The sequence below is a fragment of the uncultured Anaerococcus sp. genome, assembly GCF_947253225.1.
Taxonomy (GTDB): Bacteria; Bacillota; Clostridia; order Tissierellales; family Peptoniphilaceae; genus Anaerococcus.
Map to the genome: position 1 here is coordinate 24,955 of NZ_CAMXYR010000005.1, position 14,109 is coordinate 39,063.

General features: G+C 37.1%; 13 protein-coding genes. 3 read left to right on the top strand and 10 right to left on the bottom strand.

Annotated elements, in window-relative coordinates; all coding sequences use genetic code 11:
- Nucleotides 1-63 precede the first annotated feature (63 nt).
- The 3 genes from Q0W95_RS01390 to Q0W95_RS01400 are packed head-to-tail and all read right to left on the bottom strand — an operon-like array spanning nt 64 to nt 3,507.
- Nucleotides 64-1,923 (bottom strand): fructose-specific PTS transporter subunit EIIC, encoded by a 1,860-nt coding sequence (locus tag Q0W95_RS01390; protein ID WP_297788955.1) that lies wholly within the window; start codon nt 1,921-1,923, stop codon nt 64-66.
- On the bottom strand, nt 1,913-2,821 hold the full coding sequence (gene pfkB, locus Q0W95_RS01395) for a 1-phosphofructokinase (RefSeq protein ID WP_297788958.1): 909 nt from the start codon (nt 2,819-2,821) through the stop codon (nt 1,913-1,915). The genes Q0W95_RS01390 and pfkB overlap by 11 nt, the downstream gene beginning before the upstream one ends.
- Complete coding sequence (locus Q0W95_RS01400) at nt 2,818-3,507, bottom strand: DeoR/GlpR family DNA-binding transcription regulator (RefSeq protein WP_297788962.1); 690 nt, start codon at nt 3,505-3,507, stop codon at nt 2,818-2,820. The genes pfkB and Q0W95_RS01400 overlap by 4 nt, the downstream gene beginning before the upstream one ends.
- Nucleotides 3,508-3,642: 135 nt before the next feature.
- Between Q0W95_RS01400 and Q0W95_RS01405 the strand changes: the two genes are divergently transcribed.
- From Q0W95_RS01405 to Q0W95_RS01415, 3 genes are all read left to right on the top strand, one after another.
- A complete protein-coding gene (locus tag Q0W95_RS01405; RefSeq protein WP_297788965.1) occupies nt 3,643-4,221 on the top strand; it encodes a xanthine phosphoribosyltransferase in 579 nt (192 codons plus the stop codon).
- Nucleotides 4,222-4,406: 185 nt separating this feature from the next.
- Nucleotides 4,407-4,928, top strand: a complete 522-nt coding sequence (locus Q0W95_RS01410; RefSeq protein ID WP_297788968.1) for a sigma factor — start codon at nt 4,407-4,409, stop codon at nt 4,926-4,928.
- Nucleotides 4,921-5,901, top strand: coding sequence for a hypothetical protein (locus Q0W95_RS01415; protein WP_297788971.1), 981 nt, complete (start codon nt 4,921-4,923; stop codon nt 5,899-5,901). The genes Q0W95_RS01410 and Q0W95_RS01415 overlap by 8 nt, the downstream gene beginning before the upstream one ends.
- A gap of 115 nt (nt 5,902-6,016) precedes the next feature.
- Here the strand turns inward: Q0W95_RS01415 and Q0W95_RS01420 are convergent, their stop codons facing one another.
- Genes Q0W95_RS01420 through Q0W95_RS01450 form a run of 7 tightly spaced genes read right to left on the bottom strand, consistent with a single transcriptional unit; the run spans nt 6,017 to nt 14,095 of the window.
- A complete protein-coding gene (locus Q0W95_RS01420) occupies nt 6,017-7,096 on the bottom strand; it encodes a discoidin domain-containing protein (protein WP_297788975.1) in 1,080 nt (359 codons plus the stop codon).
- Nucleotides 7,097-7,117: 21 nt separating this feature from the next.
- On the bottom strand, nt 7,118-8,413 hold the full coding sequence (locus Q0W95_RS01425; RefSeq protein WP_297788978.1) for a discoidin domain-containing protein: 1,296 nt from the start codon (nt 8,411-8,413) through the stop codon (nt 7,118-7,120).
- 42 nt (nt 8,414-8,455) lie between these two features.
- Nucleotides 8,456-8,578, bottom strand: coding sequence for a hypothetical protein (locus tag Q0W95_RS01430; RefSeq protein ID WP_297788980.1), 123 nt, complete (start codon nt 8,576-8,578; stop codon nt 8,456-8,458).
- Nucleotides 8,579-8,584: 6 nt separating this feature from the next.
- Complete coding sequence (locus tag Q0W95_RS01435) at nt 8,585-11,377, bottom strand: SpaA isopeptide-forming pilin-related protein (RefSeq protein WP_297788984.1); 2,793 nt, start codon at nt 11,375-11,377, stop codon at nt 8,585-8,587.
- A gap of 24 nt (nt 11,378-11,401) precedes the next feature.
- Nucleotides 11,402-11,731: a hypothetical protein gene (locus tag Q0W95_RS01440; protein WP_297788987.1), complete on the bottom strand. Its 330-nt coding sequence runs from the start codon at nt 11,729-11,731 to the stop codon at nt 11,402-11,404.
- The gene (locus Q0W95_RS01445) at nt 11,721-13,286 is read right to left on the bottom strand and encodes a SpaA isopeptide-forming pilin-related protein (RefSeq protein ID WP_366800472.1); all 1,566 of its coding nucleotides are present in this window, start codon (nt 13,284-13,286) and stop codon (nt 11,721-11,723) included. Before Q0W95_RS01445 ends, Q0W95_RS01440 begins: the two co-directional genes overlap by 11 nt.
- Before the next feature lie 17 nt (nt 13,287-13,303).
- Nucleotides 13,304-14,095 carry a prealbumin-like fold domain-containing protein gene (locus Q0W95_RS01450; protein ID WP_297788990.1) on the bottom strand — a complete coding sequence of 264 codons (792 nt, stop codon included), beginning with the start codon at nt 14,093-14,095 and terminating at the stop codon, nt 13,304-13,306.
- Between the last annotated feature and the right edge of the window lie 14 nt (nt 14,096-14,109).

Consider the following 14,109-nt stretch of genomic DNA (forward strand, 5'->3'; position numbering starts at 1 on the left):
TTAGCCTATAAGCTTACTTGAGTCCCCAAATAAATTTATGGAATTATTTACATTTTACCCATCTTAATCCTTTTTCTTAATAAGACCATAGATGATTCCTCCAACAATTGAACCTACTAGGACAGCTCCTACAAAGAGTCCTGCTTGACTTAGGCTTGACATGGCTGGTAGGACAAAGATACCACCATGTGGGGCTGGAGCTGATACATTGAAGGCTCCGACAATTGCACCTGCTAGGGCAGATCCTATAACTGAGGCTGGAATTACCTTGCCTGGTTCTGCTGCTGCAAAAGGAATTGCGCCTTCTGTGATAAAGCTTGCTCCTAGGATATAGTTGGTAATTGTTGTCTTTCTTTGCTCTTCAGTAAATTTTTCCTTGAAGAAAGTTGTTGCTATTGCTATGGCAATTGGAGGAACCATTCCTCCAACCATAACTGCTGCCATGAAGGTTCCGATTCCTGTATCTGTGAAAGCACCTATAGCAAAAGCATAGGCTGCCTTATTGATAGGCCCACCCATATCTACTGCCATCATGCCCGCAAGGATTGCCCCAAGAATGAGCATATTAGCTCCAGATAGGCTCATCAACCAGTTGTTTATGACTGTGTTAATGCCTGTAAAGATTGGATCGACTATGAAAAACATCAAAGCTCCAACGATAAGTAGTCCAAATACTGGATAAATTAACATAGGCTTTAGACCTTCGATTGATTTTGGAAGATTTCTTAAAGCTTTCTTCATTAGGTTTACTATAAAGCCTGCAAGGAAACCACCGATTAATCCACCAATAAAACCTGCACCCCTGCTTGCCATAAGTCCTGCCACCATACCAGGCATTAGGGCTGGTCTATCTCCAATTGACATGGCTATAAAGCCTGCAAGGACTGGAATTAGGAAGGAGAAGGCATCCCCACCAAGACCATTGAGGAAGTTAAAGGCAAGGGCGTTTTCTCCAGCAAATCTTTCTACTAGGAAGGATATGGCCATAAGGATGCCACCACCGATTACAAATGGTAGCATATGGCTAATACCATTCATGAGATCTCCATAGGCTTTTTGCCAGAGGCTTTGACCTTCGTGGCTTTCTTCTGCTTGTCCTCTTCCTTCCTCAGCATGGAAGATACTAGCCTCGCCCTTGATTGCCTTTGCGATAAGCTCATCAGCTTTTCTAATCCCATCAGAAACTGGTCTTTGGATTACTTTCTTGCCGTCAAACCTGTTAGTTTCAACCTTCTTATCTGCTGTTATTATTATTGCGTCTGCCTCTTCTATTTCCTTGGCTGTGAGCTTATTTTTGATACCATCTGATCCATTTGTTTCTACTTTTATTGATACTCCAGCCTTAGCTGCCGCCTTTTCTAGGGCTTCTTGAGCCATATAAGTGTGGGCGATTCCGTTTGGACAGGCTGTTACTCCAAGAAGTTTGATAGAACTTGTTGGGTTAGTTTCCTTGGCTACTTCTTCTTTTTTGTCAGAATATTTCTCGATTATCTTATAAACATCATCAGGGCTAGTCGCCTTTTTCAAAGCTCCAATAAAGCCCTCTTTCATAATCATCTTAGAAAGCTCTGCCAAAGTTTCTACATGGAGGTTGTTTTCCCCAGCTGGAGCACCTATGGCAAAAAATATTTCTGTAGGTTCGCCATCAAGAGAGTCATAGTCAAGCCCACCTATTTTCTTTGCAAACATAACCGCTGGCTCTTTAACAGTTGAGTTTTTTGTGTGGGGTATAGCTACAGATTCTCCTAGGGCTGTTGAGCCTTGGGCTTCCCTATCTACAAGTCCCTTCTTGAAGTCTTCCTCGCTTTTGGCATAGCCTTTTTCATAAAAATTCTTGGCAATTTCCTTAATCGCCCCCATCTTATCCTCTGCCTTTAGGTCGAAGACCATAAGGTCAGCCTTGAGTAAATCTCTAATTTCCAATTTCTCTTACCTCTACTTTCTCCAAAATTTCCTCAATCTTTTCTCTACTAGCAATATCAGGACTAAAGGCTGTCGCACTCCCACAAGCAACACTTAGCTTGTAGGCATCAAGCTTGGAATAACCCTTGCTTATTGCATAAATGAAACCACCTACCATCGAATCTCCAGCTCCTACGGAATTAACAAGCTCTCCCTTGATGGCACAAGCCTTGTAGACCTTATCTTCATCCACAAAAATCGAACCGTAAGCTCCCAGAGATACTATAACATTTTGGGCTCCCAAGGAAATCAACTCCTTAGCATACTTGATTATTTCATCCCTTGACCCTATTTCAGTCTCGAAAATATTGCCCAATTCTTCTTCATTTGGTTTAAGCAAGACTGGTTTATACTTCAAGTAGTCCAAAACTTCCTTAGTAGCTATATCTACAGAAAACTTAGCCCCAGTTGTCTCGATAACTTTTTTATAAAAATCCTTATCCAAACTCTTTGGCAAAGAGCCAGAAATCACCAAATAATCATCTTCCTTAATATCATCTAAGCTCTTAAAGAAAGCTTCGACTTCTTGACCTCTAATCTCTGGTCCACCTGCGTTAATCTCTGTTTCAGTCCCATACTTTAGCTTGACATTAATCCTCGTATCTTCAGCTATTGGGGTGAAATGCTCACTAATACCAGCCTTTCTTAGCTCATTTTTGACAAATTCACCAGGAAAACCTCCTATAAAGCCGAGATTTACTGGATTTTCTCCCAGATTTTTGAGGATTTTGGCAACCATAATTCCCTTGCCACCAGCATATTTTTCCTCAGTCTTTGACCTTAGGGTCTTGCCATCCTCAAAGCTTTCAAGCCTCATTATATAATCTATGGATGGATTAGTCGTTAATGTATAAATCATTTATCCTCCCTTATTAGTTCACAATCCTCTCTCCTACAAATCTTTGAATGATAGAGGAGGTTTTCCTTGCTTGAATCAGCAAGCACATAGCAAACATCGCTCATCTGCTTTGCCCTTCTCTTTAGCAAGGCCTCGTTTAGGTCAGCTGTGTAGTAGAAGTCTCCATCAAAACCATTAGAACCCAAAAAAGCAAGGTCAAACTTGTAATTATTAAGCTCCTCCATAGCGATAGGTCCAAGACTTACACCAGTCTTAATCTTGATTTCTCCTCCCAAAATACTAGTAGGAATCTTTCTTTCCATAAGCTTGCCTAAGTGGGTAATCCCATTGGTAACTACTTTAATATCTCTTGCCTCAATATAATCAATTAGGATATTAGTAGTTGAACCTCCATCAATAAAAATTAGCATCTTATCCTTAATCAACTTAGAAGCCTTCTTGGAAATGGCCTTTTTAGCCTCTAAATTTGTAAGCTCATTATCTGAAAAACTTAGCTCATCTTGGTTTATAGTGAGGACTGCTCCCCCATGAACCCTCTTAATCTTTCCCTCATCTTCCAAAAAGTCCAAATCTCTCCTTAGAGTCGATTCGCTAATACCAAGTCTTTGAGTCAAATACCTGTTGGATATTTTCTTTTCCTTATTGAGTGTAGCTAATATCACATCTAATCTTTCTTCAAATATCATGCTAAGATTATAACATCATTTTCATTCATTTTCAACCAAATTCTTTCAAAACTAGTCAAGCCCATTCTTATTTGACTAATTATCGAAAAACACTATAATTATTAAAAGCGTATAAATTCTACATAAGGAGCAAGTATGAGAGAACTAGAAGAAAGAATATTAGAAGAAGGTATTGTAATAGGACCTAACATCCTCAAGGTCGATTCCTTCTTAAACCAACAAATCGACTGCAAACTCATCCAACAAATGGGCAAGGCCTTTGCCGAACATTTCAAGGACAAAAAAATTGATAAGGTTCTTACTGTGGAATCTTCAGGAATTGCCCCAGCCCTTGCCACAGCCCTCGAACTAGGTGTCAAGTGTGTCTTTGCAAGAAAGCAACAATCCCTAACCACAGGCGATAATGTCTACCACTCAAGCGTATATTCCTTTACCAAACAAGTTACAAACGAGCTTATAGTTTCCAAAAACTTCCTCAAAGAGGACGAAAATGTCCTAATGATTGACGACTTTTTGGCAAATGGTCAAGCTGCCAAGGGCATGGTTGCCCTAGTAAGACAAGCTGGAGCAAACCCAGTTGGTTTTGGTATAGTAATTGAAAAGTCCTTCTCTGAAGGTCGTGAAGTAATCGAAAAAGAAATGGACCTTGAAGTTTATTCCCTAGCAAGAATCGCCAAACTTGAAGAAGGCAAGATTACCTTTATTCAAGATTAAAATCTCATATAAAAAAGGAGCCTCGGGCTCTTTTTTTGTGGCGATTTTTACCATCTTCTCCTAAGCTTTCAATTACAAGCTAAATTCTTTCAAAACCTTTCATCCTTCCAAGCCTTTAAAACTTATTATATAATGATGATAGAAAATGACTTCCCCTTACGAATATATAGGTGAAGGAGGATGGAATGGATGAGAGAAGAATAATTGATGGAATAAAAATCAGAGATGAGAAACGTCTTATCGAATTTATTGATGTCTATGGCAAAATTATGAAGGCGAGTATCGTTAAGACAATTGGCTCTAGGAATGAGCTTGTTGAGGAAGTCCTAAATGATAGCCTCCTTGCTATTTGGGATAATATTGATTCTTTTGATGAAACTAGGTCATCTTTTAAAAATCGGTGTGCAGGACTTGCTAAATACAAGGCAATTGATTGTATCAGGAGGGAGAATCGCCACAAGACCCTTGCCCTTGATAGACTCAGTGAGCCCATCGCCTACGAGGAGGACTTTGACCTTGATGAAGCAGAAGAAATCTTAGAACTTTTATCTGATGAAGATAGGGAAATTTTTGTGAAACTTTTCTTGGAAGGCTACAAATATGAGGACCTAGAAAAGGAAACTAGGCTTTCCAAAGAAAGACTCTACAACAAGGTCTCTCGAACAAAGAAGAACTTACGTCTTAAACTAGGAGGAACTTATGAATAATATTTATGATAAGATTAACGATATGGATTTTGCTACAGGAGAAATCGACCTAAGCGACTTAGAAAGAGCAAGGCTTATAAAACTTGCCAAGACCTATAGCAAGAAATCTTACAAAAAACAAATCATATCCATAGCTTGTGCCTTAATTCTCGTAGCAGGATTTGGTATAAGCCCTGCCAGGGCTGAGCTTGTAAAAGTTGCTACAGATGTCAAGGTTAGCATGATGGAGGCCTTTGGAGCAAGCCCTGACTCCTACAAGTATGTAACTAGCCTAAACCAACCAATAAGCCTAGGCGATGATGATTTTGTAATAGGCAATCTCGCCTTTGATAACAAGTTTCTTTTTATAAATACCCTAAGAAAGGCAGATAGTCAAGATACTAAGCTTAATTCAAGCCTCTACAAGCTTGTTATTAATGGAAAAACTTATAAGCTGAGGGGAGCATCAGGCTCGGAAGTTCTCCTCAAGGATGGAAAGACCACTAGCGAAAATCTTATGTTAAACTTTGATAAGGACTTTCCAAGCCTAGAAAATGCAGATGTCGACCTCTACTATATGAATGGGAATGCCACAAAAGTTGTCTCCCTCAAGGCAGATATAAATACTGTAAATAATGATAACAAGATATTAGCAGAAAATATGCCCCTAAATAATCAAGCAAGACTAAGCCTTATGAAAATAAATCCTATAAGCCTAACTTGCCTTATTGAAAATCTCGATGATGGATACGTCTACGAATTGGAAGGACTTGATGAGGATGGCAGGAAAGTTTCCCTTGATGAAAGGCTTATGGAAGATGGCAAGGCAAGCTTCGTCTACAATGCTAGTTTTTCAGACCTTAGCCTTGATGAAATAAGAGATGGCAGAGAAATAAAATTTAGCCTAAAAGCAAGCAAAAGAAACAAAGAATCTGGCAAAGAAACTGATGGCACCTACCAGACAATCGCCGAATTTACTTGTTCTTGCAAGTAAAGCACCCCATCCTATGATACAAAAAAATCGTCACACCCTAAGAGGTATGACGATTTTTATTTTATCTATCTATTGAAGTTTTCCTTTGGTAGAAGAAAATTCCTAGGCTCATCACCTAGACACCGATTATTGAGAAGAGAATTACTCCCATCCCACCAGTTCTTGGATATGTGAACCTGTGGTTTTTGATTGTGATTTCTACAATATCATCACTTGTAAGTTTGCTAGTTGCCATATGCTTTTGGCTTAAAACATCGACCTTAGCCTTACCATTTTCTTCCTTCAAATCCAAAAGGATTGGCTCTTTTAGTTTCAAACAACCTTTTGGAGCAGTCTCTTCTACTATGATATACTTACCTAGTTGGTCTATATACAAGTCCCTACTTTCAAATATAACTTCTCCATCTATAAGGTCAAAATTCTTCTTGATTTCTTTTACATAACTCTTATTTAGGAAGGTTATTTCACTTACCTTGTATTCTCCCTTATTCTCAGAGTTTATTCTGTCATCTAAGACCTTATAAAGACTGAATTTCGCTCCAGAAACTTTCTTGTTGCCATCATCATTCTTTATAATTTTAACCCTCGGCTTATTGATATTATCAATCTTTGCTGGGACAACAGTATCATTTTTACTAAAGTTTTTGATTTCCTCTACCTTATAGCCTGTTGCAGATATATCTCTTATTTTTAGCCAGCGTCTTTCGCCTCTGCTTAAGTTTCTAATCCTTATATATCTAGCATAGGTATTGAGATTTTCGCTTATATCATAAACCTCATTACGCTTATCATCACTAGGCTTGTTTGTTCCATTTGGATTCTTATACTTTCTAAATCTCCTATAGTTGACACCATCAAGTGAATACTCAATTACATATTCATCATAGGCATCATTTCCATTATTAGACCCCTTAGCTGGACCTTGGTTAAAGTCAAAGGAATCTATCCTATAAAGTCCCTTTAGGTCAATTCCAACAAATTCGTCCTTATCTACATGATCACCAATTGATTGGCTCCATAACTTAACCTCGCCAACACTATTTTTGTCGTTATCAAACATTCTCTCCTTATCATAATCAGCAATATACTTACTGTACCTGTCTGAATAAATTAAGTTATCTTTAGTCAAAGTAATTTTGCCAACTTTTTCCTTGCCCTTAATGGTAAATAAGCTTGTATCTCCATACTCATTCACAAAGGCCTTTAAGATTTTATCTTATTTCATATAACCATCTGGAAGTCTAGTTTCTTCTAGGGTGTAAGTGCCTGGACTTAGGAAGTCAAAGACGTACCTATTTATTGTTTCATCGTATCCATCACGAGGAATAAACTTATCGTCATCATCCTTAGCCAACCTGAAATCTGCTCCCTTTATGATGAATTTATCTTTCTTGTCGACCTTCTCAAAGGCAAATTCTCCCAAATCATCCCAGTAGTTTTTGACTTTCAAAGTTATGGTTGGATTATCTTCAAAAAGTTTTGAATAGTCTATTTCGATTTTATCATCAAATTTCTTGTTAGCATCTTCTGCTTTAAAGTTATAGACATCATTGGTTAAAGACTCGCTAACTAATTTCCATCCAAGACTAAGCTTTGTCCCACTAACTCCCTTTATCTTTACCAAGTCGAGAATTATTGGATTCATTATTTGGTAACCATCAGGGTTGGAAGTTTCAGAAAGGAGATAACGACCAAGCTCTGTTATAGGTCCATCATCAAATTCTGCCCTACCATTTACTAAAGTAATATCTTTTACTTTTCTAAAAGTACCATAGTTGAGATTTTCCGTACTTGTAATATCATTTGGTATCTTGTATAGGGCAAATTTCGCAGTGAAGTCTTTATTGACCTTGTTAGTATCAATTAATTCATTAGTTTTACCGTCGATTTTTTCAAGGACGAGCCTTGGGTTTTGGAGATTTCCAATATCAAAAGGCTTTAGGTTCTCTTGGTCTTTTTGGCTAATTGAGCTTATATCCATAAGCTTATGACCTTCAACAGCAAACTCATCAACTCTCAACCAGCGACCAGATGACCAAAGCTTGTTTCTAACTCTTATATATCTAGCATATATTGGCTCTGTATAAGTGATGGTGTTGATTGTATTTGCCCTATTATTCTTGTCAGGGTTAGTGTTTTGATAATCCTTTAATTTGAAATAAGTTTGTCCATCAAAAGAATATTCTAAAGCACAATCATCAAAGGCATCATTGCCAGCTTCACCAGTATTAGCCTTGTTTGTGATTAATTTAATCTTACTTATCTTATGAGTCGTCTTTAAGTCAAGACTTATATAATCATCCTTATTCAAAGAATTATTATTCAAATGGAAAATAGCTTGGCTATTTTCGTTACCATCTGTAACATTTTCTATATTTTCAACTTGACACGCTAAATTATGGCTTAATTGGACATCTTTTACTCTCTCATCTCTTGGATTTTTGCTATCCTCATAAACCCTAACTGTACCCTCATCATCAATGCTAATCTTATAAAGCTTGTCAGTTTTCATAAAGCCTTTTGGAGCAAGAGTTTCTTCAAGGGTGTAGTCTCCCTATCTTAGGTAGTTAAATTCAAAAGTTTCATTTACTTTTTTGGTCAAAGTTTGTGAGAAGGTCTTATCTCCATCCTTGGTGAGCTTGAAAGTAGCAGTCTTATCACCCGCTATATCAACCATAGGTTCTTACAAGGAGGTTGCCTTTTTCTTGAAAGCAAACTTAGACTTTAGTTCCTTGTTGGTTACCCTAAATACTGCCATTACACCATTATTTGTGTCGATACTTAATTTCGCTATATAAGTGCTTGGCTTTATTTCAAACCAAGAGATTTTCTTCTTACCACCATCAACTTGGTCTTCCTTGACATTTAGAAGGATTGGCTTGTCGAGCTTCCTATATCCTCTTGGAGGAACTTTCTCAACTAGGATATATTTTCCTAGCTTTTGAATTTGAAGTTGATTATCAGAAACCTCTCTTCCATCCTTATCTTTTACCTTAGTAAGACTATTTTCTATAGAAATCTTGTGAACATGTTCTCCAGAATTTTCATTCAGATTATTAACATCCGCTACAGAATCATCAACTTTTCTAAGCTCAAATTCTGCATTAGCATTTGATATTGCTCTTCCATTCTCATCTTGCTTGATTATCCTAATCTTAGGATTTTCCAAGTTTCCTATATCAAACAAATCTGTGTCTAGGATTGTATCTTGTCTTTCGTTTGCTAAATCTTTTACAGGCTCAACCCTATAGCCTTGGGCTTCAAAGCTTGTAACCCTTAGCCAACGACTTCCAGATTCAACATTGCTCCTTATGCGTACATATTTTGCTACAAAAGGATTAGAAAGATTAATAGTCTTGATTTCGCTATCATCTACCAAAGTCTTATTGTAGGAATCAGCCTTATAGAAGTTTGTTCCATCAAGAGAATACTCTATGTCAAAGTCTTCAAATATATCCTTTCCTGCATCCTTGCTAACAGTATTTTGCAAGAATTTTAGGCTTGTTACATAATGTGCTTCATTAAAGGCTAGTTGGAGGTAATCATCCTTCTTTAATTTTGAACCAGATAAGCGGAAGGTTGCTTCATTGGTGTCATCATCATCAGTTGCATTTCCCACATTATCTATTTGGATGCTTCCAAAGTTATGGCTTAGACTCGCATTAATCTTTGCTGGCGTTTTGTTAGTAGCATCCTTATAAACAACCGCATTTAAATAATCGTCTACTTTTGCCTTGTAGTCTAAATTTGCTCTCATATAACCTGATGGAGCTAGGGTTTCTTCGAGAGTGTAATCTCCCGCTAAAAGATTTGTAAATTCAAATCTTTCAGAGACCTTCTTCTTTTGAACCTGTGGTGCAAATGAATTATCCCCATCCTTGGTCAACTTAAATTCAGCCTGAAGATTTCCATTAGGAATATCTTGCATTGTCATGTTAGGAGCACTTTGGATTTTCTTCTTGAAGGCAAACTTAGACTGGATTTTCGTGTTTTTAACGCTAAATTTAATCAGTCTACCATTTTCTTCAAGACCTATGGTCAAGTTGCTAACACTTGCAACATTTCTAAACCAAAGTACCTTCTTCTTACCACCAGTTATCGCTACTTGGTCTTGGTAGGCCTCTAAAAGTATTGGCTTAGTAAGTTTCTTGTAGAATTTTGGAGAAGTTTTCTCTACAAGGATATACTTACCGACCTTGTCTAGGCTTAATTGACTGTCCGAAACTTCATTTACTTTGCTATCAATTAGCTTGCTTGTTCCATTGTCAACTATAATCTTATAGACTAAGTCTCCAGAGCCTTCTGTGAGATTATTAACATTTGTACTAGCATCATCGACTTTTCTTAGCTCAAACTCTGCATAAGCTTTTGCTATATCTCTTCCATTTTCATCAGTCTTTATAAGCTTGATTTTTGGTATTTCTAAGTTGGCAATCTCAAAAACATGGGAATCACTAGTTGCTAAGGTCTCTTGATTTTCAAAGGATATTTCCTTCTTCTGGCTTACAGGATAACCCTCAACCCTAAATTCATTTAGCCTCAACCAACGACCACTAGACTCAACCTTATTCCTAATCCTAACAACCTTGGCACAGAAAGGAGTATTTTCATCAATCGTCCTAATCGTGTTGGCGTAAGTTCCCTTGGTCGGATTGGTGTTAGCGTAATTCTTAAACTTGTAGAAGTTAGTCCCATCAAGGGAATACTCTAGGTCAACATCATCAAAGGCATCATTGTTTCCACTATTTGCTCTTATATTTTGCAGGAGTTTTACCTTGCTGATGTAATGGAGGCTACCTAGGTCTAATTGGATATAATCTCCCTTGTTAATTTTCGAATCTTTCAACTTAAAGACAGCTTCATTTCCTTCATCCCCATCTGATGCAAAAGAAATATTAGCAACTGAATTAGTTTTTAGCTTGTGGGAGAAAGTTGCCCTTACTTTCTTAGGAACTTCATCAGCTGTTGGCTCGAAAATCCTAACACTTCCGTCTTCACTTACGCTTATCTTGTAGTTCTTGGCTGTCTTAAGGTAACCCCTCGGAGCTTGAACTTCCTCGAGAGTGTACATCCCTTTTTTGAGATTTTCAAAAATAAACTTCTCAAACGCTTTCTTAGTTTGCTCAAGAGCCTTGAAAGACCTATCGCCGTCCTTGGTCAACTTAAACTTAGCTTCCAAGTTCCTATCATAAAGCTCAGCCATATGGCTTGTAGTAGATTCTGCTCTCTTGTAGAAGGCAAACTTAGCCATAGGCTCTTGTCTGTTTTCGATTCTTATGAGGTTATTTATATCATAAAACCAAGATCCAACATGAGTCTCATACTCTTTAATATCATAGTGGCGAACTTCTATACCATTTTCAAAAATGTAAAAGCCTATAGAACCTTTATCATCAACGAGAAGTCTGTAAGTTGCCTTTGGATTTTTCACAAAACCCTCAGCAGCCTTAGTTTCCTCAAGGTCGTAGTAACCCATGGTTAGATTATCAAAAACATAGTTTTATTTAAGCTTCCATTTTTTATTTACCGACCCATTATTTCCAAAAGTCCTATCAATGTCAGAATCTCCAATCTTTACTCCAGGATCTATCCTATGCTTTATTTTGGTAAGTTTAAATTCAACTTCTTCTTGGACTGAAATATCTTCACCGATTGGATTTTTCGTTTTATTTGTCGTTTCTTTTACCTTTCTTAGGGCAAACTTTGACCTAATCACGTCATTTTTGCAAGTAAATTCAAACATATTGTCCTTACCAGATAAGCTAATATCCTTATTATCCCCAAGCTTTTTTATAGCAACATTGCCCTTTTCATCTTTGCTAAGCTCCACTAGAAGGGGTTTTTTTTATAATATCGTATCCATAAGGTGATTCGTATTCTGCAAAAATATACTTGCCAGAAATCCTAAATTTGAGAGCTTGGCTTTCAAGTTTACAATCTTTTACTTCTAAAATCTGATAATTAATACCAGTATTTGCTTTCTTAGGTAGGTAATAATCCTTGCCTTTAAGTCTTATAAGGTCATCACCCTTATCATCTGTATACTCATGCCAGCTACAGTTAGTTTTGTTTTTAGCTAGGCTCCATCCATCATTGTTGGCTAGGGCTTCGTTGATATCTTCATCGCTTACATCATCTCCAACTTTAAAGATGCAGAATTTTGCGACTCCCTTCAAAGGCTTATTATTTTCATTATTTTTGATTATTCTAATCATCGTTTCCTTATTGTTGGTGAAGGTGTAAAAGCCAGCTGTTTTATTTATCCTTTGTCCATTTCTTCTTACAGTTACAGTCAATTTGTCATCAACCACAAGCTCAAATGGACTCCTACTAAGGTGGTAGCCTTCTGGAGCTTTTGTCTCATAAAGTCTATAGGTTCCTGGCCTGATATCCTCAAAGTGAATCAAGCCATTTGAATCGGATGTTTGCCTATCAACTTGTTTGGTCTTGTTGTCTTTCCCAAGCCAAAATAGAGTAAACTCCGCTCCCTCTAAGGGGAGTGTTCTATCATTGCTATCAACCTTTTTTATATTAAAACTTGTCGATTTTTTTGTATTAGAAACATTGATTATTTCATCATTGATTTTTTTATCATTAACTTTGTAAACATACCCGCTTCTATTTACCTCAGAAGAAGCTAGTTCTTTGGCAATAACTCCACCTTCAATTTTAGAAAATCCTCCAACATCATAGACTAGTTTATAATCATCGAAGTGCGTAAAATTATTAGTTCTAATTTGCTCAACTATCCAATATTTCCCTTTACCTAGACCATCAAACTCAAACTCTCCAGTTTTACCATTCATAAAAGTCTGTAAATCACTACCATTGACAAAAGCTGGATATATCTTTACTCCATCCTTGGTGGTAAATGACCCATAATTACCAAACCCATCAGGATAATCCCTATATAAAACAAAGTCGGTAGATTTTGTAAATTCATTTATGAGCATATATATCTTTTTATATTTGTCTTCACCATAAACATTACCAAACTCACCATTTTCGATTTTTTCTTTAAGAACAGTATACATATCGTCGGTAAATCTTCTGCCGTATTGGTTGGTCTTTATGAATTTAACCTTGCCCTTCTTGGGCTTACTTCCACTATCGTTGTAGATTTCGATTTCGTAGGCTCCATTTACAGGATTTTCATGGATTTTTGAACTAGCCCCATAGGGGTCTGACTGGTTAACTAAGGCTGTACCCTTAGCTACATCAAATTGCAACTCCATTGGTGCAATTTTCTTATAACCTTTAGGAGCTTCAACTTCCTCAAGAATATAGGAACCCTTGGCTAGACCATTAAAGGTAAATTCAGAGATTGATTGACCCTTGCCTAGGGTCATATTGTAAATAGGAGTATTAGCGTCCTTGTTTCTTATCCTAAAGACTGCCCCACTTAGGCTTTTTTGGAATTATTGTCAAGTTTCTTGATTCTAAGTGGATAGAGCCTTTGATTGACAAAATCGTAAGGCTTGTCATAGGAAATAGATACGTCTTTACCAGCTACTGTCATCCTTATATCATTTACGTTTGTTTTTGAAACAGTAACCTTGTAATTTGTATAATCTTGTATATAGCCTTTAGGCGGTGAAATTTCTTTTATATAATAGGTCTTGCCCTTTTCCAAATTATCAAAAAATGCATAGCCATCCTTGTCAGTTTTCACCTTTCCAAGACTCTTATCATTACTATCTTTTATTTCAAAGATAGCTGGATTGTTGCTTATAGGTTTGGTGACATTGTTTGCCTTATAAACTTTTCTAAACCTAAAGTTTCCCCTTTCTCCAGTACCAGGAGAAATTATTCCTCCTGCATCAGCTGGAGCAGTTGCATAGGCATTCTGGTAACCATATTTCCTACCGTTTGTGGCTACTACTTCAACCCTATTATAAGAATACTTGTTTCCGTTGTAGCGATAATTTATATAGTTGGATAAGTTTCTTTCAGCTATCTTCCTAGCCTTCATCCTAATCAAAAGTGTTCTGTTCCTAAGGTCGGGACTCTTAAAGGTTATTTCATATTTTTCTAGCACCTGACTTCTGGACTTGGTTTTAGAATTTGGATCTTTTAGGTTGATTGCACGACCATTTATCTGAATTTGAGGAGATGAAACTTGCCTATTAGGATATATTTGTTTCATGGTATTTTTATCAACTGTGCAACTTGCTGTTGGATCGCCAACATACACTTCTATATCTTGGG